The organism is uncultured Clostridium sp. (genome assembly GCF_947039605.1).
In the GTDB taxonomy this organism is placed as follows: Bacteria; Bacillota; Clostridia; order Clostridiales; family Clostridiaceae; genus Sarcina.
Genome location: NZ_CAMQZG010000019.1, coordinates 1 through 23,560 on the forward strand (window position 1 = coordinate 1; position 23,560 = coordinate 23,560).

At 27.5% G+C, this 23,560-nt stretch carries 15 protein-coding genes; 1 reads left to right on the top strand and 14 read right to left on the bottom strand.

What is annotated here, in order from left to right; all coding sequences use genetic code 11:
• Positions 1-431: 431 nt before the first annotated feature.
• From dcm to Q0V24_RS08820, 12 genes are all read right to left on the bottom strand, one after another.
• Complete coding sequence (dcm, locus tag Q0V24_RS08765) at positions 432-1,655, bottom strand: DNA cytosine methyltransferase (RefSeq protein WP_297520531.1); 1,224 nt, start codon at positions 1,653-1,655, stop codon at positions 432-434.
• Between the two features lie 79 nt (positions 1,656-1,734).
• Entirely contained in the window at positions 1,735-2,052 is a 318-nt protein-coding gene (locus Q0V24_RS08770; protein WP_297520533.1) for a hypothetical protein, read from the bottom strand.
• 75 nt (positions 2,053-2,127) lie between these two features.
• Positions 2,128-3,276 carry a restriction endonuclease PLD domain-containing protein gene (locus Q0V24_RS08775; protein ID WP_297520535.1) on the bottom strand — a complete coding sequence of 383 codons (1,149 nt, stop codon included), beginning with the start codon at positions 3,274-3,276 and terminating at the stop codon, positions 2,128-2,130.
• 5 nt (positions 3,277-3,281) lie between these two features.
• Positions 3,282-3,575, bottom strand: a complete 294-nt coding sequence (locus Q0V24_RS08780) for a helix-turn-helix transcriptional regulator (RefSeq protein WP_297520537.1) — start codon at positions 3,573-3,575, stop codon at positions 3,282-3,284.
• Positions 3,576-3,877: 302 nt separating this feature from the next.
• Positions 3,878-5,755: a DUF1998 domain-containing protein gene (locus Q0V24_RS08785; RefSeq protein ID WP_297520539.1), complete on the bottom strand. Its 1,878-nt coding sequence runs from the start codon at positions 5,753-5,755 to the stop codon at positions 3,878-3,880.
• On the bottom strand, positions 5,745-9,335 hold the full coding sequence (locus Q0V24_RS08790; RefSeq protein WP_297520541.1) for a helicase-related protein: 3,591 nt from the start codon (positions 9,333-9,335) through the stop codon (positions 5,745-5,747). The genes Q0V24_RS08785 and Q0V24_RS08790 overlap by 11 nt, the downstream gene beginning before the upstream one ends.
• Positions 9,328-11,937 (bottom strand): DrmE family protein, encoded by a 2,610-nt coding sequence (locus Q0V24_RS08795; RefSeq protein ID WP_297520543.1) that lies wholly within the window; start codon positions 11,935-11,937, stop codon positions 9,328-9,330. The genes Q0V24_RS08790 and Q0V24_RS08795 overlap by 8 nt, the downstream gene beginning before the upstream one ends.
• Positions 11,938-12,185: 248 nt before the next feature.
• Positions 12,186-12,401, bottom strand: a complete 216-nt coding sequence (locus Q0V24_RS08800; RefSeq protein WP_297520545.1) for a hypothetical protein — start codon at positions 12,399-12,401, stop codon at positions 12,186-12,188.
• Between the two features lie 66 nt (positions 12,402-12,467).
• A complete protein-coding gene (locus Q0V24_RS08805; protein ID WP_297520547.1) occupies positions 12,468-12,851 on the bottom strand; it encodes a hypothetical protein in 384 nt (127 codons plus the stop codon).
• Between the two features lie 287 nt (positions 12,852-13,138).
• On the bottom strand, positions 13,139-13,783 hold the full coding sequence (locus Q0V24_RS08810) for a TetR/AcrR family transcriptional regulator (protein WP_297520549.1): 645 nt from the start codon (positions 13,781-13,783) through the stop codon (positions 13,139-13,141).
• A 10-nt stretch (positions 13,784-13,793) separates the two neighbouring features.
• Entirely contained in the window at positions 13,794-14,921 is a 1,128-nt protein-coding gene (locus Q0V24_RS08815; RefSeq protein ID WP_297520551.1) for an ABC transporter permease, read from the bottom strand.
• Positions 14,918-15,634 (bottom strand): ABC transporter ATP-binding protein, encoded by a 717-nt coding sequence (locus Q0V24_RS08820; RefSeq protein WP_297520553.1) that lies wholly within the window; start codon positions 15,632-15,634, stop codon positions 14,918-14,920. The genes Q0V24_RS08815 and Q0V24_RS08820 overlap by 4 nt, the downstream gene beginning before the upstream one ends.
• A gap of 379 nt (positions 15,635-16,013) precedes the next feature.
• Between Q0V24_RS08820 and Q0V24_RS08825 the strand changes: the two genes are divergently transcribed.
• A complete protein-coding gene (locus Q0V24_RS08825; protein WP_297520555.1) occupies positions 16,014-16,445 on the top strand; it encodes a hypothetical protein in 432 nt (143 codons plus the stop codon).
• Positions 16,446-16,539: 94 nt separating this feature from the next.
• Here the strand turns inward: Q0V24_RS08825 and Q0V24_RS08830 are convergent, their stop codons facing one another.
• Both Q0V24_RS08830 and Q0V24_RS08835 read right to left on the bottom strand, forming a co-directional pair.
• Entirely contained in the window at positions 16,540-19,413 is a 2,874-nt protein-coding gene (locus Q0V24_RS08830) for a DUF3427 domain-containing protein (protein WP_297520557.1), read from the bottom strand.
• Positions 19,414-19,531: 118 nt separating this feature from the next.
• The gene (locus tag Q0V24_RS08835; RefSeq protein WP_297520559.1) at positions 19,532-23,503 is read right to left on the bottom strand and encodes a hypothetical protein; all 3,972 of its coding nucleotides are present in this window, start codon (positions 23,501-23,503) and stop codon (positions 19,532-19,534) included.
• Positions 23,504-23,560 lie beyond the last annotated feature (57 nt).

The following is a 23,560-nucleotide window of genomic DNA, read 5'->3' on the forward strand; positions in this document are numbered from 1 at the left end:
CTTTCCCTACACGACGCTCTTCCGATCTAACTAATTCACTATATTTTATTTGCATACTTTGACTTACCTTATTAGGGTGAACTCTCTTCTCTGACCCATATGTTCCAATTTGAAGGTACAATTCATTATTATCCATAACTAAAAATGCTTTAGAAGGTACTATACTATGCTTTGTCTTCCCCTCTTGAATTTCTCTGTTAAAATCTGAAAACAAACTTATTTTTGCCATTTTTCCTCCTGCTCAACATATATTTCCATAAATTACTTTTAATAATAATTATATCCATATTAGATGTAAAGATCAAATTCTGCTTCCTATTGAATTATCACAATATTTCATTTTTTTAATTATAATCAATAATACTTTTTATGATTTATTAGAAAAAAATAAGCAAATATCATAATGAAATCTCACTATGATATTTGCTATATTACTCTAATGCTTTCAAAATTTCTTCTGCAATTAATTCTATTACCGCTACCGTAACAGCATTTCCTGCTTGTTTATATAATCTTGCATCTGAGTATGGCTTATTTTTATAAAACTCTGGAAGCACATATCCTTCACCAACTGGGAATCCTTGTAGTTTAAAAGCTTCTTTTGGTGTTATTTTCCTCACTCCATCTTTAACTTTTATAAGTGGTACATTATGACCACCTGTACCCATATTAGCTGTTAAAGTTGGACAAACTCCACTTTTGTTTTGTCTAACATACATACCTCTTCTAACTTGGTAAAATGATAATTCTTCTGTTATTTGCTCATCTATATTTACTCTTTCAGATTTTCTTTTTTCTTTTGGTAAATTTTCATAATCATCTTCTGATAAAAAATAATTTGGATATTTTTCTTTTGTATAATAATATTTTTCATTATCTTTTTTGTTAATTGATAAATCTAATATTTTTTTTATATCTTCTTTTCTTTCTTCTATTGTACTAGTGTTTTTTATTTCATTTAATCTATCAAATAAAGTGAATTTTTCACTTTTCTTGCTATCTAAAAATGCAACTATAAATATTCTTTCTCTATTTTGTGGTATATTTGAGTAATTCATAGTATTTAAAACTTCTGATTTGACTGAATAACCTCTATTGATAAGTTCCTGTTCCATCACTTTATATGTATTTCCCTTATCATGAGTTTTTAAATTTTTAACATTTTCTAGAAAAACAACCTGTGGTTTATCTTTTAATTTATCAATTAAACTCATAATTGTATAAAATAAATTCCCTCTTCTATCCTCAAATCCCAATCTATTTCCAGCTAATGAAAATGGCTGGCACGGAAACCCTCCAACTAGAATATCTAGGCTTTCATCCAGTATTTTATTATTTTTCTCTATGTAATACTTTTTTTCATCATTTAAAATTTCTAATTTAATATTATAATTTTTTTCATCATCTATATCCTTAAACTCTTCTTTTAAACCTAAAATATCTTCATCAATAATTTCTGGATTTACTAACTTTTCTAAATCGCCTTGAATTAGATTGTGTTCAAAGTTATTTCTATATGTTTCACATGCATATTCATCCATTTCATTTGCCCACTCTATATTATATGAAGACATATTAAATTTTGCATTTTTAAATCCTAAACAAATTCCACCAACACCTGCAAAAAGACTTCCTACATTATATGTTCTTTTCATACCTTCACCTCTAACTATTTATTTACTTAGAAGTATTTTACCATATTTTTTTATGTTAAGCACTTAAATAAAGTTATCATTAAAATTCTGATAACTTTTCAAGAAAATATTTATTCACTCTTAAATTCAAATTTTCATTATTGCATATTTCAAAACTTTCTAAATGATCTAACTGATTGATCTGTGTATCTAATGATTCTATGTACATCTTTTCTCCATCAGTAAATAAAATCCAAACCTCACTTGCTTCCGCTTCATTATTTATTTCAAAAATTTTAAATCCTTTAATTCTCAAATTACTCCAAAATAACTCACTACTAATAACTTCATACAATTCTCTTTCATCAACTAAATTTAAACATGCTATATTTCCTTCTTGAAAGTCCTCAATTCTCATAAATTTTCTCCTTATTAAATTGCCTCTTATAAATAAAATAGTCATATATTTTTAAATATATGACTATTTCTCTAACTATATATTATCTATAAAGGAATCATATGCCCCTACCTCTTTAAAGTTTATAGAATATCTTCCTTTTTTTTCCTTATAAATAATAACTGAATCTATATCCATTTTTCTAAGCATATCATATGTTAACAGTTCCTCTTCCTTCAAATTCATTACCTGTCTTAACAACCACTCACCTAAATCTGTATTAGGATTACTCATAAGTGCTTTATCACCACTTTGACATATTTTAGCTGTAATTTGCTTTCCATCTGGAAGAATTAATTCAAAGGCAGTATCCCTCTTTGGGAAAAAACCTGAAAACTTATTTTTAATCAAAGATGGTACCGGTATATAAACTTCATCCGAATTTCTTTTTCTTCCACTAGCATTCCACTGATTCAAACCACTTTTCAGAGGAACATGCCTGCCACCTTTTTCCGAAAATAACGGAAGATATATATATTCTTTTTCTTTTTTAGTTTCTATTATTATTTTTTGCCCCTCCACTCTTTCTTTTTCTTTTCTACTTGCCATTAATTCAGATAATAGCGTATATGGGTCTTTTATTATTTCAACTTCAAACTCTAATAATAAATTTATTGATTTAAATCTTTTAAAAAGAGTACTCTTGCTTATATTAAAAGAATATTCATTTATTTTATCTGTAAAATGAATACTACTTTCACTTACTTTCGTAATATTAATACTTTTAATATTAACTTCATCCATATCGCATTCAAAAACCCTTATTTTCCCTGATGATCTAGTTATATAATGATATATAAGACTATTTAATCCATGTATCCTCTTTGTACTACTTATTCTTTCATTTCTTAGCTCAGCTACTTTTTCTATCATTTCTTTAGGTGTTGCTATATTTTTATAAAGACTACTATCTCTATTAAATTCAGCAACTTTTTGCATAGTATTTCCATTGCCTTCTAAAAAGGTTTTTATTCCAAACCCAATACCATCTTTAGCTGCATCTGCTGAACAATCTGATCTTGATAAATTATCTGCATTAAAAGCTTCACAAAAAATATTTTCTGTTGCTCTATAAGCTAAATATGGCACATCACTATCGCTAAAAATATTTGAAAGTGATCCCAAATCTCTTAACATAAGCTTGTACTTATTTTTCATTTCTATATTTTGTTTTTCTAAAAACACTCATCTCACTCCTTATATTTTGCTATATAACTTTTAAATTTTTTCTTATTCTTTATTTTTAGTAACCTCTTTTGAATAAACATCATATCATCTTGATACTCTAAATTTATCCCTAATAAATAATCTGATGTTACATCAAAATATTCTGCAATTTTTTTCACCATTTCTACATCTGGTGTTTTTCTATTTTTCTCATAGCTACTCCATATTTTATTTGATATTTTAAATCTTTCTGAAATTACACTTTGTGTTATTCCTTGCTTTTCTCTTTCTTCTCTTATTCTATCACCAATAAACATAATCTTCTTCCCCTCTCATTTAAAACTTACAATAATTTCATTTTTTCTTCTCACATTAACTAATTATTGACTTGTTTACGTATTTAATTCAATAATTATTGCTTTATTTTATATAAATAAATAACTTTTATTTACTACCTCACATATTTGAACTTTTTATATCAAGAAACTTCAAATATCCAGCACTAAAAATAAAACCCCAACTTTGCATCCTTTTCAGTAAAACTATCACTTTTATACCTAATCAACTACTTAGAAAAGGCACCTCTAAACAGAGATGCCTTACCTTTCAATATTTAAATTTACTCTACTATAGAACTAAAAAAACCAACCTTTTTATTTTCTAATGTTCCTGCAATTAATGCTCTATCTAATAAAACATTAAATTCCTCACAACTTGTTTCAGATATCAATGCACATGCATGACATGCTGATAAATTTAACCCTTCTCTTCCTTGTCCAAAGCTGTCTATACATACCGGATCTGAAGAACACCATTGTGATTTTCTTATAGCTTCTTTTAATATACTAGGTAATCTATCATACCTTCCTTGTCTAACTAGCCCACCTAAAGTCCCTTCTGAATCTCCCGATGCTGTATAAATTAAGATACCACTCATCTTAACATCATGTTGCTCAGAGTCACAATAAATCCTTTCAGTCAATGCTGCTGAATCATAGCCTGATTGTGCTCCAAATTCTTTTATTAATATATGTGATAACGTGTGTAATAAAACAAATTTAGGTGTAATTTCCCTCTCTTTATTCCTAAACTTTTTCTGTCTACTATTATATCTTTCATTCAACAACTTGCCCCTTTGTTCTATCTCACTACAACTATTTAACCACGCTTCAATTTTCTCATTGTTTAACTCTATAAATATGCCTTCTCCTCTTGTTTCATATGCCGGATACCAATTGGTTTCTTTTTCTTTTATCGGAACAAATCCTTTTGGTAAGACCTCTTCATCAAATCCACTTATAGCATTTTGGTCGCTAGGATTTAATCTACTAAATCCTACTAATGCTCTTACTTCCCTTAGTTTTTTTACTAATGTAATCCTACTTATAACATCAACTTTATACTTTTCAATATCATTTTGAATTTCTATTTTGAAATCTCTTTCTGACATACACTCTTCTGGAATATTTCCTATTAAAGCATTATATTCTTGTATTTTATATTCTTCTTTACTTAATTTTTTTTCAGCCGTAGTGTTTGATAAGAATTTTTCTACAATAATTTTTACAATTTCTTCATTTTGCCTGATTTCACTTGAAATTCTAGATATTCTTTGATCTATAATCTGTTCTCTACCTTTATCTTGAACATATTCTTCGTCTTCTAGTATATCTATTAATCTTCTATATTCTTTACTGTCCCTAATAAGGTCATTTATTTCCTGTGAATATGGTGGTATTATAAGAGAACTCACTAATTTGGGAAAGTATATATTCAATGCTCCTCGTTGAACTGCTTTAGGATATATATTACATTCTTCTTTTTTTCCTTTCCACGGAATATTTCCTGTACATTTATATCTTCGCTCATATTTTTCTTGCATCTTTTCAAATGCGCCATCATTAAATGCACCTTTCATTGTTGCTTTTGCTTTACAATGGACACACTCAATTACTAATCCTTCTAAACCTAAAGCACTTGTTCCTTTTTTTCTTCTTAACAAAGGATTATTACAAGGGGTATTACTCTTATCATGAACCCACTCTACCCACGGGAAATCATCTATATGCCCATTTTCACAAGCTACAACTATACCAGCAGGAATTAATTCCATTTTACATTCCATACATTTGGGAGTAGTCATTTCCTTTTGTTTCGCTTTTTTTGCCGGTATAAATTCTTTTTCCCACTCATCAATAGATTTGAAAATCATACACTTAGGACAAAAATGCCATTTAGGAAATCTTACAAAAGGAAGCCCACTAACATTATCCACATCTACTGGAAGATGAAATTCATCAACATTTAATAAACTTTCTAGTCTCTCATCATGTATTTCATTATACTGTTTCCAATATTCAGGTGCTGCTGCCATTAATGTTTGATCTTTAAAATCCACTATTGCTCCAGCTCCATATGTGGATATTGCTTGACTAAACCTTACAGTATATTGATGCTGACTTAATGGAATTCTTTTTGTCTCTTTGTTATTCATCATCTGCTCCTCCAAATACTAGTATTTCAACTTTTGCTTCACTATCAACATTTCTTAAAGATTGCATTGTTGGAAATGCATTATTCTCATTTTCTTTTAGGTATGGCATTAAAAGATTTTTATTAAATTTATCAGATCTATAACAAACTTTATCACCATCAACAGCGGTTTTTACTTTATTATCCCATTTTTTAATTATGTTATCTATCTCTAGTTCCGTTTCTCTTGCTACATCTTGTAATTCCGTACTATCCAGATCTCTTGCTCTTTTTATAATATAATCTTTTATTAAATTTATTCCCTCAATATCTTTTGTGAAATCATTAGCATCCTCATCATTTTTTAAATTCAATAAATGTCTTATCATACTAATAACAACAGCATGCAGTCCTCTTTCTCGAGCTTGTTCTGAAAAAGGTGTAATGCTTGTTGGCTCAACATATTTATAAAAAGTTTGATGGTATGGATAAAATAACTCATAATGCGATCTATCTCTAGTTTTTGATTGATTATACAATGTAAATACTAGCCCTGGATACCTTCTTCCTACTCTGCTTGTTGCCTGTATATATTCTGCTGTTTGCTTCGGTTGTCCAGAAACTACCATTAAGTCTAATCTTGATACATCAACTCCAACTGAAATCATATTACTTGCTAATAACACATCTATTGGTCGATTATTAAAGTTAGAATCTGCTACTTCCTTATAATTATTTTCTAAATTGCTTAGTATTTTAATTATTTCAGTAGATTCCACTCTACTTGTTAATTCATGCGGAAAGTTTGCATACCTTACTTTATCAGACTTTAATAATCTTTTCATATATCTACTAATATTACTTGCAATATCATCTTTTACTAAATTTGAAGTTTTTCCAAGTTCTCTAATTGAATTGAAATATCCTACTAAAGTCCAATATTTATCCATATCATCCTCTTCTGCTTCTATAAAACTTGGACTTTCTAGTATTGCAGTATATAACCTAACTTGTGTTGTAGTAGGTGTTTTTCCTGATGGCATCATTCCAACGTAAAGTCTTCCTGGCTTTTCACTTACCGGAACTTCTTTTGTGAAAAATGAATCTTCTATTTTTATCCCAGATGGTGGGAATTGAGAAACTTCTCTATTAAATAACATTTTACATTGCTCTTTAGCTCTTTTTATAGTTGCTGTAGATGCTACTATTTTAGGTTTTAAACCTTTATTTTTACCTATATTACTACAAATTGCATCAATAGCTGTTTCATATAAACCTACCATACTTCCCAATGGTCCAGATATTAAGTGTAATTCATCTTGTATAATTAATTCTGGTTGTTTACTTAATTTCTGATCATCTAAACCAAATAATTTAGAAACTTCACCAGTCCATGGTAAACTAGCAAATTTATCTACTGTTCCAAACAATAATGTTGGTGGATTTTTATATAATTCTTCATCAACTACTTGTATTGGTAATTTTGCTTTAAAATCGCATCTAAAATCTGGACAGAAAATATTTTTCTTTTTATCATAATTATATCCCCAACGCCCCTTTTTCTTACCATCAACATACTCAATTTCTAATTTTGTTCCACACCATGGACATTTTAAAATTTGGAATTTATTATAATTTCGTTTGTTATATTCTAACTCATAAGCTGAACTTACTGGTTTTATAAGTTTTTTATACTTTTCAGTAGCCTCTTTATTTTTATTTGGTGTAGGTGTACCACCAACCCATAATCCTATTGTTATTTCTTCCTCACCAAGATTATATTCTTTACTTTCTCTTCTAATTTTTTCACACGCACATATAAGAATAGATGCTCTTACAAACTGTTGAGCTGCTAATAATCTTAAAGTATACCTCATTATTATAGCTGTTCCACCACCATATATTGGATCTTTTAAGCGTCTTAAAAATATAGTAAGCCCTGTAAGTCCTAAATAAGCCTCTGTCTTTCCTCCCCCTGTTGGAATCCATATTAAATCAACTATATCTCTATCTTTACTATCTGGATTATCAATACTTTCAATATTCATTAAAACAAACGCTAATTGGAAAGCTCTCCAACTAGCTTTCTTTGCTTCATGATTTTCATAGTCAAACTTAGGAAACTCTTTATCTTCAGGGAATCTATCATGTTCCCCTTCAGAAAATTTCGAATGATACCTTTGCATTAGCATTGCTCTATTCATTAATGAAAATGCAGTATAAACTCTATCATCCTCTTTTAATATTTCTATACCTCTCCTCATTCTAACTAATGTATTAACACACTTCTCTATTTGTATTCCTATAATTTCTTCATAATCTACATCAATAGTATTACTATTTTCCTTTAACCCAGTTATCCATCTTTCATATGACTCACAAAATTCTGATAAAAGTTCTATTTTTTCTATTTTACTTTTAGTAGAAAAATCTGATAACTCAAACATTGACAGTATTTCATCACTATTTTCTAAATCTTTAATCACAAATTCAAGTTGAGGAACTTCATAACAAGGTAAAAAATCAGTATATATCTCTCCCTTCCCATCATTATCAACTTCCTGATTAGTTCCTACACCATGCCCAATTGAATAACTCTTTTTATTTCTATATAATAACTCATAAATCTTCTCTTCTTCGTCAGCTCTTATATTTCCTTTTTTACTCATATATGTATGCTCTATAAGGTCAAAATTATTTTCATCTGTTCTTACTCTAATTTCAGGTTGGTATAAACATTTTTTATAATTTGGATTTCCTTTTTGTTCATTAACCATTACAATTGTGTAACTAGAAACATTATCATCATATTTTTTAGCTAGCACATTTATTTTTATTATTCCTTCATCAATGACCTCTCCATTCTCATTGATAAATATTTTATTATTTTCTTCTTTTAATGAAATATCTATTATTTTATCATTTAAAAATGGAACTCTCACATACCCTCTACGATATTGATCTACAGTACAAAGTTCTGATAATTTATATAATACAGAGACAATATCAGGTCTTTTTTTCGCAACTACACTACCATTTACTTTTTCAAAAAGTATTTTTGGAGTTATATTTTGTTTTAACTTTAATAGCCCATCTTCAACGTAAACATAATCAGCTAATAAATATGCTTTTATTTCTTCGTCATTTATATTACTTACCTTTACACAACAATCCCTAAAAGAACTCTCTCTATACCTTGCACAACTAACTCTAATTTTTATACTTTCAACTGATCCCTTTGTAAAAAAAGTAAATCCCATAGCTGCTGGAAGGAATTGATTAGTCATATTCATTTGTTCCTGAATGCCATCACTCTCACCTGACAAAGCTTCTTGATATATCTCTGATTTAGGTAAATCCTGCCCCTTTTGTTTTACTACTATCTCTTCTTCTGATTTTAATTCTTCTTCATCAAAATCTTGCTTTTCAATTTCTTCAAAATAATTCTCTTGTGGAAATAAAATACCAATGGAATACCTTTCCTTTGGTGAATCTGAAATTACTTCTCTTTCAATTTCTCCACCAATATCCTCTGAACCTGGGCCAAGCATCTCCGCTCTACATCTATCAACAATTTCTTTTCTTATTCTAATTTTTTCATTCATCAATTTTTTCCCCTTCAATTATCTTATTTGTATATTGATTGCTTATTTCTTTATTTATTTTTTGTATCTCAGTAATCTCTCCAATATATGCATAACTACTTAAATCACCAACCACCTCAGTTACTAATTTATAAATTTCATTTTCTTCTTCATACTGATTTATCACTGAATTAATTATCATCTTAGCAATTATTTTCCTAACTCTTATTTGAAGACTTCTTACCTCTATACAAGCTTTACTAATATCATTAGTTTTTCTTAATAATTCCTTATCATCAATGATTTTAGCAATCATTTTTATATTGTTAGAATCTCGTGGTCCAATAATATTCCCATTCAACCAATTCTTGATAGTCAGTGGATTAACATCTTGACCCTCTGATTTTAATTTTTTACTAATATCACGTTCCTCGAGTTCATTACTCTCCATATACTTTATAAGAGAAGTTTTCCAAAGTTTATTTTGTTCAAAAAGCTTACCGTATAAATTCTTGAAATCTTTTTCATTAAGTAACTTATCTATTATATCCTTCACAATATCTGTTTTATCATTATTTATATTTCTAACAAATATTATTTCATCTCCTAGCTCTATTTCATCTATATTTTTAGTGTTAATATCATTTTTTCTTCTATCTATACAATTGACTCTATAGTTTTCTGTTAAAAATGCATAATCTCCACTTTTTATTATAATTATTTTTTTTGCAACCGTTTGATTATTTTGATATGACTGATTTTCAGAATTATAATCAGCAGATACTAATAACTTAATATAATTATCATCTAACATCTTTTTCATCTTATTTTCTTGTATTATGTTCTTTTCTTCCTCTATTTCTAAGTTCAATTCCACTTTTGGTAAGTTAATATATTTAACTTCTGAATCAAATATATCGTTTTCTTTCAGTATATTTTTTTCACAGATTAACTTCATCATTCTTTCATTCTTTTTAAAGTCATTTCTATATTTATAAAACTCTCTTTTATAAGAAATAATCTCTATTTTTTTAATAGAATTATTTTCTAACAAACTATTAGAATTTATATAAAACGGAACAATCACATATTCGTACTTTGAAAAGTCTTGTTCTTTTTTTAATACTTCATAACTTAGATTTCTTATTCCATTTATACTAAAGTAATATTTGGTAATATCTATTTCTTTTTTATTTTTTAAAAGTATAACTCCATTTTGCTGGCTTTTAATAGCTTTTTTAATAGTTGCAAACTTTCCATTTGTATCATTTAAACTTTCAACTATTATGTATAATCTATTTATAATATCTTCCATAATTTTGTACTCTGACCTCGTTCCATGGAAACCACTTTTTTTATCTTCCAAAAGTTCTATTTTTTCTAAAATATTATTTTTCTTTTCAAAACAATACCTTAATGGAATAATACTATTTTGAAACTTATTACAAAGATGATATGCTATTTTTAAAAACTGTAAAACATCATCATTATTTTCACTATAGTTCCTGAGTTCTCCTAATGAGCTAATTGCATCATTTATATCATCATTAAACTTATCTGCTCCAATTACAAAGTTTATTTTCTTTTCTTTATTCACTAATATATTAGCTCTATCATAATATTTTTTTTGAACTTCACTACATTTCAAAATTTTTCCCTTTACACTATTTTCTAAAAAACCTTTTGTAAATGCGCTAATATCGAACTCATTCTCTTGATCTAAGAAATATTCATACTCACTCTCATCTTCCCATGTATTGAAAATCATTAATTTTTCGATGTCACAAAATAAATTGAATGCTCTTAATTCAGTTTCATAACTATCCTTATAAGACTTTTCTCCTATAATGAAAATATTTTTAATATTTTCATTACTTGATACTATATCCAATCCAGTTGTAATATCGGTAGTTATATTAAATAAAATATCTTCTTTAAGACTATTTTGTAGTATTAAGGGCTCACTTTCGCTCGATGTCCAATATGCTATACTAAATAACTCGCTAAATGGTATATTTCTCTCTCCAAATACTATACTTATAGACTTTACAATATCTATTATTTTTTCTTTTCCTTTCACAACTATCAAATTACTTTTTTCTACTCTTCCATTTAATTCACCAATATCTACTTTCATAAAATGTGCTATAAAAGCTTTAGTGATATTAGATTTATTTTTAATATCTAAGCCTTTCTTCTTGTTTATTCTTGTTGCATCTCCGTTATATGTAGTAATTTCATATGCATTAGCAATTGGAACTCTATTAATCAGTGATTTGTTTTTTAATTTTATGTATTTCTTATCTTTAAATTCTTCACAGCCCTCAAACGTATAAATTTCTCTTTTATAACATACCTTAGCTCCCTGGGAAATACTATCTAAAATATTATTTTCAGGGTCTTTCATATTCTCGTAATAAGAGATTATTCCGATAGTTATTAAAATATAAACAATTGTTATTTCATCATCTATAGTAATATTTAAGGAGCTTCTCTGATCATTTTTATTATAAGTTTCTTGAATTGATTTTATAATCAATTCATCTAATAAATTTATTGAAATATTTTTATTTTTATATTTAAATTGAAAATCTTTTAAACAACTTATTGTATTTTTTTCCATTACTTTTCTCCATAATTTCCTTTAAATTCTTTATATATGTAAAATATCTTATATATTCTATAATAACATAAATTTATTAATTATTTTAATATTTATGTTACTTCTAACCTCCAATAAAGCTAAATTTTTTCCCAATATACTAATTAGAAAAAGCACCTCTAACTAGAGATGCTTTTCCTTTAACTATTTACTTTTTTAATCCCTTAACAAAGAAACTATCTTATCATCTATTCCTCACTATCATTTACTTAAGCTACTTTATTTTCATCAATTACTGGTCTTTTTTCATTGTCGTTAACTTCTACATTTTCAAAATACTTTTTCAAAAAATTATAAAACCTTTCTCTATTGCCACGTCTTACATAGTGCGTTTGAATAATTCTTTTATTACCTTGTTTCCCAAACTCTGTCACCTTTAATACATAAATTATCTTTCTCTCATACTTACCTCTTACCCTACGCACCTCTTTTTCTACTTCTAAAACCTCTATTTTTCAACACATTCCCTCTTTGCAAAAATTATCTCTCCATCATCTCTTATTAGCACAAAAAAATTTTTCAGTTAATTTAACTTCCCTATCAAAAGTATCTATAACACCAGTTGTAAGCTCTTCCTCTAAAAATTTCGCAACATCTTTTATATTTCCATACTTAGCACAGACTTTTCCAAACTTACTCTTTTTATAATATATAAGCTTTGTTATATTAGCTATATTCCAAATTCCAATATAGACTAAAGTTAGAGTAAACACCAAATTTACAATTTCTATACTATTTATAAAGTCTCCAAAATCACTTGTCATCAAAAAAAGCATATAAGTACCGAGTGCTAGTATCAATAATATAACTGGTTCTATTTTTAATACTCTTATCACTCCTTTTTTAAACTCAAGTAAAACTTGTTTTCTTAACATCCTCATCCCCCCTTATTTTAAACCTTTTATCCTCATAATAAAGTTTGATTTTTCTTTCTACCCTCCAAATACCTTATTCACTTTGACTTCACCTCTAATTAATAAAAATTTTTATTATATACTTAATTCTACGTACATATCCTTAATTCCTTTTAAATCAATTATTTACATAATACAACCTCACTTAAAATTTAAATACACCATCAATAGCTCTAAATATAGAAAGACCTCCTCTAAATTCACTAAAGGAAGTCTTTCTATATTTTATTTTGATATAGCCCCATTATTTACTTTTTCAAACCCTTAACAAGGAATCTAACTATCTTATCTATCTCTTCCTCATCATCAAATTCCTTATCTATTGTAAGGCTCACTATCGCATAAGAGAATATGCTTCCAGCTATAAATTTAATTACATCTTTATTCTCTATATCACCTAGTACCCCTTCATTTCTAAACTTATCTAAAATCATAAAGAAACTTTCTTTTAATTCACTTGGTATTGAGTTAAACAATTTTATTCTTAATTCTTTTCTATACATTACTTCTGTTATAAGAATTTTTGCTATTTTTTTATTTTCACTTAAAAATAGTATTCTATCACTCACTATTGCATGTATAAACTTTTCAAAACCTTTATCATTTATTTCTAAGTTTTCTTGTGCAAATTCTTTTACTACAATAGCAAATATACTTTCCAAGATATAAGGTATTATATTTTTAATCAGTATATCTTCTTTTTTCCCAAAGTGTTTAAATATTGTTCCCTCTGCTACTCCAGCAGCTTTTGCTATTTGGCTTGTAGAAACATTTGAAAAACCTTGTTCTGAGAATAACTCTATACAAACTTCTAATATTTTTTTCTTTTTTTCTGTCATTGTATCATTTTCTTTTATTTTTTCATTAAATAGATTTCTTACTTCTCTACTCATATATTCTCCCCTAAACCTTTCTATATCTTCTAAGTCCTATAATATTTATTACTGTGAATATTATAGCAAATAATAACACTATTAAAATATCAAATACTATTTTATCAAAAGAATATCCTTTTATAATAACGTCTGTAAGTGCATTACCTGCATAGTACATAGGCATTACTTTTGCTACATGTTGTATCCCAACATTCATACTACTTATAGGAATAAGTCCTGATAAGAAAATTTGTGGAAGTATTATAATTGGTATAAACTGCATCATTTGAAACTCTGAATTAGCAAATGTAGAAATTAATAACCCCAATGCTAAGGCAGAGAATGCAACTACTATATTTATAAGTATTACAAGACCTATACTTCCTACTATATTTATATTTAATATATAAACTGCAAATCCTACAATTATAATGGTTTGAACTATTGCAAAAAGTCCGTAACCTATTAGATAACCAAATACTATTTCAAATCTTCTGATTGGTGTTGCTAAAAGTTTATCTAAAGTACCTGATGTTCTTTCTTTTAGTAAAGACATTCCTGATATTAGGAATACAAAGAAGAACACAAAGAATCCAATTAAAACTGGAACCATTCCATCAAATAAACTTGTATTGGAATTTCCATAGACATAGCTACTATTTATAGTTAGTTTATCTGGTTTCAACATACTTTGCTGGATCTCTGGTTTTTGTTTTAACATCTCACTTTGCTTTTTAATTACTTCGCCTTGTTTTCCTATTACACCTGCTAAATCTTCTATTGTATACTTAGATACTGCCATTCCAAGCTTTGATTCTACTTCTATCTTATTACTCATATTACTATTAGCATAAACAACATCTAACTTACTGCCATCCATATACATAAATGCTGTTAGATTATTATTCTCTATTTGATTTTTAATATTAGTATCATTATCAAAACTCTGCATATTTAAATTATTATCACTAAGAGTAGCAACAATTGAAGAGTTCATATTATAATAACCAACCTTTATATTTGAATTATCATTTTTAGCAAATACAAGATTCATTAGACTAAGTATCAAAAGAGGGGCAACAAGCATTAACATAAGAGTTCTTTTATCACCAATTATTTGTTTTATAATTCTGCTAACTAAAGATGCAATTCTCACTCCTTCTCACTCCCAACCTTTAAAAATACTTCCTCAACAGAAGCTACTCCATATTTATCTTTAAGCTCTTTTGGACTTCCATCCTCTAAAATTTCACCATTTCCAAGTAAAATAATTCTATCGCACTTTTCAGCCTCATCCATAACATGAGTTGTAACTAAGATAGATTTACCTTTTGCCTTAAACTTATTTAATTCTTCCCATATATCAAGTCTAAGCTGTGGATCTATCCCTACTGTTGGTTCATCTAAAATTAAAAACTCTGGATTTTGAAGTAATGTTAAAGCTAGAGATAATCTTCTTTTCATTCCACCTGAAAAAGATTTTACTTTCTTATTTAAATGATCTTCTAAATTTAATAACTTTGCTAAGTACTTAATTCTATCTACTAATTCCTTTTTAGGAACAAGATACATTTGACCAAAGAACTTTAAGTTTTCCTTAGCTGATAAATCTAAATATAAAGCATCTGCCTGTGCCATATATCCTATTTTCCCAAGAACTTCTCTATTCGGAATTTTATAACCCAATAACTCAACTAACCCGTTGTCTGCCTTTTCCATCCCCATAATTATTTTTATTAAAGTTGTTTTCCCTGCACCTGATGGTCCTATAACTCCAACTATTTCTGATTGTTTGATATTAAAACTAATACTATTAAGTATTTTGTTAGACTTAAAATTCTTCTCCACATTTTCTACTTTTAATTTCATTTACTCACCTCTATTTTATAAAGTGAGTACTCACTCACTTTATTATGTATTTAAAATTTATCATACCTACTGCATAATGTCAAACTAAAATAAATTCGGTGAATAATTCAGTATATAGGAAATATTTATATATATACCTAGTATAAATATAGTTTTATAGGAAATATTTACACATAGTATGATATCTATTAATAATAATACTCAATAATATTCATTTATATATATTATTTAATAATATATAATATTTGATATAAAGAATTACTAATGGTATCCTAAAAACAGAAAATATAAATGATAATACATACTATTTTTTATATTTTCAAAAATAACTATAGAAAAGATTTCTAGAATTTTTCTAGAAAGAAGGAGTGATTATACAATGGAAAATATTTTTAAAGTTAGAGAAACTGAGTCACCAGAAAACAATGAAATTTTCATAAATAGTTCTAAATATAAGATTGTTAATTTAACAACATCTGAAGGTCATGTTACTATAGATGGATATAATTTTGAATTTGCAAGCTCTCATAAGAGTCTTACTATGGAAGTTATAAAAGATGGAATTATTACAGTAGATATTAAATCAAAATCTATTGGTAGATATAGATTTAAATATTTAAGTAAAGGTAAAATGATTAAATATGACTGGTTAACTGAAACAGACAAAATTGATTTTACTGTTCACAAAGGAGATATGCTATACCTTCTAACAGATGATATTGATTCTTTAGCAGGAAGTGTAATATCAGGTGGTAAAAAACAATTATGCATTAAAGTTGGAGATAAGATCCAAACAATAATGGAACTTTAAGATAGATATAAACCTCTTTTCATATAAAATTTGAAAAGAGGTTTTTTTATAACTTATGAGCTAAATATGCACCTTAATTCATCTTATATACTAACTATTTCACAAACTCATTCATTATTTTCCCTATTACTTTATTCCTAAGCTTTAAATGTGCAGTTATAGGCATCTCACCAAAACTCTCCACAGTATCACACATTCCCATATAAATATAAGGTTGTGTCATTCCATCTACATCTTTATATTTTCTTATAAACAGATGCATATCTATTCCATATTTTTTATTATCTATAAGCTGCTGCCCTGCTTCTGACTCTAGTGTTGTTGTACTTCTACTTTGCCATACAAACATATCATCACCTATAAATTCATTCTCATGATTTATACTTTCTTTTATGCCCTCTTCTTTTTCAAAGTTTACAAACATGAACCATTGCTTTTTATCATCACTTACCTTTAATCCACCCATACCAAATCCACTAAATTTCTTCCTAGAATTCACCATTCTCATGCAATCATCTCTACTATAACTACTATATAATTTTAAGAATGGAACTCCATAATTTTTCTCACCATACTCTCTTTCATACATAAGAAGTCCATAGCTTATACAATCATTTATATAAATTTTATATTTTTCATTTTCAACTACTCTGCTTATTTCATCTGCAAGCTTAACTTTATCTCCTATAACTTTTACAAAATGATACATACTTTCTTTTTTACTATGATAATCGCCTTTTAAACATTCTATTGTATATTCAAAACTTTCATTATCTATAAACTCTATATATTTTGCTATATCATTTTTAAGCTCTAACTTTGTAGCACTACCACTCTTTATAAGATATCTTAAAATTAAATACTCATAAGGTCTTTTAATTGGTAGTTTTGCACTTACATCTTTTAAAACTTCTCTAAATAATTTATCTAAAAGTAACTTTATATCATCAAAATCACTTTCAACTTTTTCAAGGAAACCAAGATAACTCTTACTTATAGTTGCCTTCATAAATTTAAGTGGGTCTGGTGCACCATCATATAAGAAGTAATCTGTAAGAAGTCCTACAGGTTTTCCACCTTTTACTTTTTTAAATTCCATATACTCTTCTTTAAGATATTTCATAGCATTAAAGTTTTCATTATCTATTTGTGCTAAAATTCTTTCCTTTGCTATTTCATCCATCTGAATATTAGTACACCCAGGAATATTTATAAAATCAGTTTTCAAAGAAACTTTTAAACTATCTTTATCATAATACTGATTCCCATTTAAAGCTCTCGCTATTAAAAATGCTTTATTATGATTTCCTATAAAGTCTAAAACAGTTAAAAACTCTTTTCCAATAAACTTTCTAAGTCCTCTACCAAGTTGCTGTATAAATACTATAGATGACTGAGTTGGTCTAAGCATTAAAACAGTATTAACAGGAGGTATATCAACACCCTCATTAAATAAATCTACTGTGAAAATAACTTCTAAATCATTATCATCATCTTCAAGTTTAACTATCTCTTTTCTTCTCTCATCAACTGAATTTTTACTAGTTAGTGCAACACTTTTTATCCCTCTTCTATTAAACTCTTTTGCCATATACTCTGTATGTTCTATATTTACACAGAACCCAACACACTTTCTTTTATCTCCATCAAATCCATAGAACTTCATTTTCTCTATAACAAAATCTACCCTCTCATTAATCTGAAGAAGTTTTGCTACTTTCTCTACCTCATTAATATCAATACCTCTATAGTCCACTAAATCTATATCAGTAATACCAAAATAATGGAATGGTACAACAAGATTTTCCTTAAGTGCCTCTGTAAGTCTTATCTCTAGTGCAATATTATTATCATAAATATCAAATATATCAGTGCCCTCAGACCTTTCAGGAGTTGCTGTCATACCAAGTAAAAACTTTGGCTTAAAATAATTTAAAACTCTTTGATATGTAATTGAACTACTATGATGTGCTTCATCTATAACAATATAATCAAATTCATTATAACAAAACTCGTCATAATGCTTAGAAATACTTTGAATAGTCGCAAAAATATAATCACTATTTCGCTCTTTCATATTCCCTGTAAAAAGTCCTAAACTTTTATTATCTATAACCTTTTCATAGTCACTCATAGCTTTTCTAAGAATATCTTCTCTATGCACTATAAATAACATTCTTCTAGGGTTAAACTCTCTAACATCAAAGGCTGACATATAAGTTTTCCCTGTACCTGTAGCTGCTATAACAAGACTTTTGCTACCACCATGCCCTCTAAGTCTATTTAAGTTTTCTAGTGCCCTAATTTGCATAGAATTTGGTTTAATCTTTTTACTATTTGATAAAAACTTTCTAGTCTTTTGCTCTGTTCCAAGAATTTTAAGCTCTTTTATAAAGCTCTCATACTCTTTTAAAAATTCATCATCAACCATATCAGTTTCATCTATAAGTCTTTTGTATCCCGCCATAACTTCAAGTGAAAACTTTTCATCTTTTTTAGAAATTACTTTTACATTCCACTCTTCGCTACTCTTTAGTGCAGCCTGTGTTAAATTTGATGAACCTATATATATTTTATAAAAATTATCATACTCAAAAATATAAGCCTTAGTATGGAAGCCTTTCATCTTTTCATCTGTTATAAATATTTTCAAATCTATATTATCAAATTCTTTTAACCTTTTAAGTGCTGCTGGTTGTGTAAAGTTTAAATAAGTAGAAGTTATAACACTCCCCTTAATCCCTCTATCACTTGCACTTTTAAGCTCATCTAAAATAAGTTGTAGTCCTGAAAAGTTTATAAAAGCTATACTAAAATAAAAACTCTTACACTCTTTAAATGATTCTTTCAACTCTAAAAGAAAATTCTTCTCTTCATTATTAGTTATTAACTCATTTTCCATAGGAATATCATAAGTTATTTTTTTATCTATAAACTCTTTTAAATTAAATTCTGTCTGAATATACATTTTTTCTCCTTAGTTTGCATAATAATTAAAGTATACACCATATTTTCTGTCTTATACACCAAAAAGCACACCTATAAAATAGGCGTGCTTTTTCTGGTTTCAAAAGTTATTTTTTAAATTATATTCTTTTAAATCCTGTGTTCTTTAAGAACTCTACAAGTTTAGAAACTTTTTCACAAAGTTCTGTCTTTTCTTTTAAGTTTAAACTAGCAAGTTTAAGCTCAATTCCATTAATATAGAATTTCTCATTTTTAATATAAACTCTTGATATAGCAAGCAGGTTTATATTAAGTGAGTTAGACATACCTTCTTTGTAATAGATATTTTTATCTGTTATTAAAAGTCCACTTGTTTTAAGTCCAAATACTGTTGTATCAAGAAGTAAAACCGGTCTTTCCACATCACTCATATCTGCATAACTTGCCATAGCTGATGCATATCTCTTTTCAGAAGAAGCACCTTCACTATGAACAAATAATGTTTTTCTAAGATTCTCAAGCTTTATTGAATTCACAAGTTCAAGACTAAATCCTTCTGCAGGGCTTATTGTCATATTTCCAAGTTCTTCATCAATTTCCTCTAAAGGATTATCCATGATTTTTCTTAGTACAACTACAAATTCAATTAAATCTCTTAAATCAAATAAATCTTGTTTCTTTTTAACATGAGGGAATTCAACTACTCTATTAGTAATTTGAATTTTATTATCTTCCTTAGTTTTTATGTTATTAGCATATTTAAGGTCTATAAACCACTCATCTTCATTTTTATTTTTGCAATAGATTCCTTTGCTTGAAATAACCATACCATTCTTTTGGAATGCAAATGGGAATTTCTTAGTATTATCTATAACAAGATATATCTCTTCAAGTTCACTTATACTCATGACGTATGATGTGCAAGCTTCTCTAATTTTTTCTCCACTACCTTCTGTAATTTCACTAAAGTAGATATTCTCCCCAACTTCTTTATTAACTAAACTAGAAAGTTCTATAAGTATTTCTTTAAAACTCAAATTATCATAGTTAAGTAAATCACTCATAAGCTCATAGTATTTATTTTCTTCAAGATTAACTTTAAGTTCTTCTTGGAGTCTTTTATTACCAAATAAGATATTCTCACTATCTATTCCAAGAAGCATATTCTCTTCAGTATTATCTTCTGGTCTTTCAAGCGGTGCAAGTCCATTTACATCTCTATAAGCATCAAGTATTTTATTTAGCATAACAGAGAAATCATCTTTGCTTCCCATATAATTACTACAAAGTTTATAATCCCTATGTTCTAAGTCAACAAAGATACCATCAAAGAATATTCTCTCACCTTTTTTAACTTTAGAATAATTTCTTACTTTTAAAGATTCAATTTCAGAAAACTTTAAGAATCTTTTTGCATAACTTGAATAAATTGCTCTATCTGTTATAACAAATCCTTCTTTATTCTTTCCTGATTTATCATCTTCAACATAAGCCATAATTACTGGTTCATAATCCATTTGCATATCTCTTATAAGATGATAGAATCCTGGAACTTCCATATCCCACTTCTTACTTTTTATAGATATATCAAGTGCTTTAATCTCCTCTTCGCTATCTCTATAAATATAATTAACCTTTTCCATGAAATCAAATTCAATAGTTTCTTCTTCATCTAAAGGAATAACAAATCCAAATACATCTTTTTCAATTTCTCTGAACTGTCTTTTCTCCATTATATTTCTAACTTGAAGTTCACAAAGCATATCTCTTTTATCTTTACCAGTCTGTGCAACATCTTTAATTGCTTTCATACAATAATCTAAAATAGTAGTTCTATCTTGTGTATCTAAATCTGCAAATACATTGCCCTCGAATGAGCTACCAAAAACAGCATACTCAGCCTTAAAGCATTCCCAATTTCTTATAGAGTACTTTTCTTTAGTTTCTTCTATTTTATCTTTTCTTAATTCATCAATATAATCTGCTTCTTTAATAATTTCAAGTTCGTGTTTAAATGTAGCTATTCTAGCCTCTTCACTAACCTTATTAATATCTATATCACTTACAACATATCCAAAATGATTAATTTCAGCTTCAAAGATTATATCGCAATCTCTAATATTGTAAAGTTCAATACTTTCTGCACAAAGAGCTTTTTTAACCTCTTCATTAGCATGACTTGGTACTTTTGTAATTTCATCTACATAAAGTCCCTTTTCTACATCTTTTATTTCTTTTATTATATTATCAGCCTCTTCACCACACTTATTTAAAAGTTCAATTGCTGATATTAATAAATTATATTTTCTAATATTTTCTGACTCAACCTTTGATAAAGCAACATATGTATCTTCAAAGAAAGGATAATCAACTATTGCATCTCTAAGAATAACTACATATTCTTCATCAGAAATTTTTCTTCCCTCATTATACTTACCAATAATTTGTTTTGCTTTAGCCTTTGCTTCTAAAAGTTGGTTTAAAGTTCTTCCATGGTCTTCAGTATAAATATCAAAGTTAGCTAGTCCACATTTATTAATAAACTCAACCGCCTCAAGAATTAACTTGTAAATTCCTTGCTCTATACTATCTCTTAAACTGTAATCAAGTTTTGCCTCTTCAAATATAGCTTTTATTTCCTTTGAAATAGACCTAACTGCATATGTTTTAAAGTGTGGTTTATCACTATTAGCTTTATATATACCAATGCTTCTATCAACACTTGTCATTATCTGTGCTTCAGATACAGAATTATCAACCATTATATTAATCTTACTTATTTGTTTTGTTAGTGTCTGTAGACATTGAAGTCCAAAAATGCTTTCAAATAATTTATCTTTTTCAATACTATTATCATTAATTCCTTCTTTAGTTAAGAAAGCATGTGTATAATCTATAAGTTCGCTATATCCATCATAAAAAGCAGACTTTATATTATCATTCGTAAAGTTTCTTCTACCTCTTATGTTAAATATATTATCCTTAAATCTTTCTACACAGATTAAACATCCATTATAGAATAATGTTTTTAATGTTTCTAATCTAAAATCTCGGCTCTCTAAATCTAAAATATCATCAAGACTATTTTCTTTACTAAGCATATCTTCACCATCATACTTTATAAAACTAGTAGATTCTTTATATTCAGACTCAACTGCTACTTTTTTCTCTACAAATTCTATTTCCTCATCAAAATCATTAAATAATTTCTTTTCTTGCTCATTGCTAGAATTACTCTTTGCTTCATTTACAATTAAGATATTATCATCACTAAAGTTGTCCTCTTGTGCTAATTTATTATCCTCTAAAACTTCTAAATTTAAAATCTCTATAGTTTCAAAATTATTTTTACTCTCAATTATTTCTGTGTCAAAAGTTTCTTTAGCATCACTAATTCCTTCTTCTATCTTTTCTGCATCAAGAATTTCCACAGTTTCAACTGCTTCTTGTGAATTAACCTGTAAGTTTTTCTTAGCCTCTAATTCTTCTTCTAACTCTAAAAGTTCTAAAACATGTGATTTTTCACTTGAAATTTCCTCTTTTAAAGCCTCAATAGCATCATTTGTTAAGCTTTCTTTATCTATCTCACTATTATCTATCTTTAATATTTCCTTTGCTCTATTCTTAAAGCTTGGAAGATCACCTGAATCTCTAGTTTCTTTTTTTATCTTCTTTTCTTTTTTATTTACAAACTCTTCATCAACAGCTTGTACATTTTTTTTATTTGACTCATTCTCTAAAGTATCCACTACCGTAGCTTTTGAATCATTATTTTTTTCTTTTGCAAAATTTAGACATAACATTATGTCCTCTTCCTCTAACCCTAAATCCATACAGTATTCATTTATCTCTAATAAATCATCCTCTGCAACCTCACCTGATCCATTTAAATCCATTATTGCATTTATAAAATCAATTGAATTACAAAGACTTTTATTTACTAAAGCTTCAACATTACCGACTTCTTCTTTAGATAATCCTAAACTCTCTCTTTTTTTATCAAGAATTAGTTTACTCTTTGGAGTATCTAATTGTTTTCGGAAGAATAATCTTTTGTAACTATCTAAATATTTTTTTAATTCATTATTATCTATTAAATTCATATCCAACAAAAAAATTTCCTCCTTTTTAGCAAATCTCTCTATTATTATATCTATAATTCGACAAAA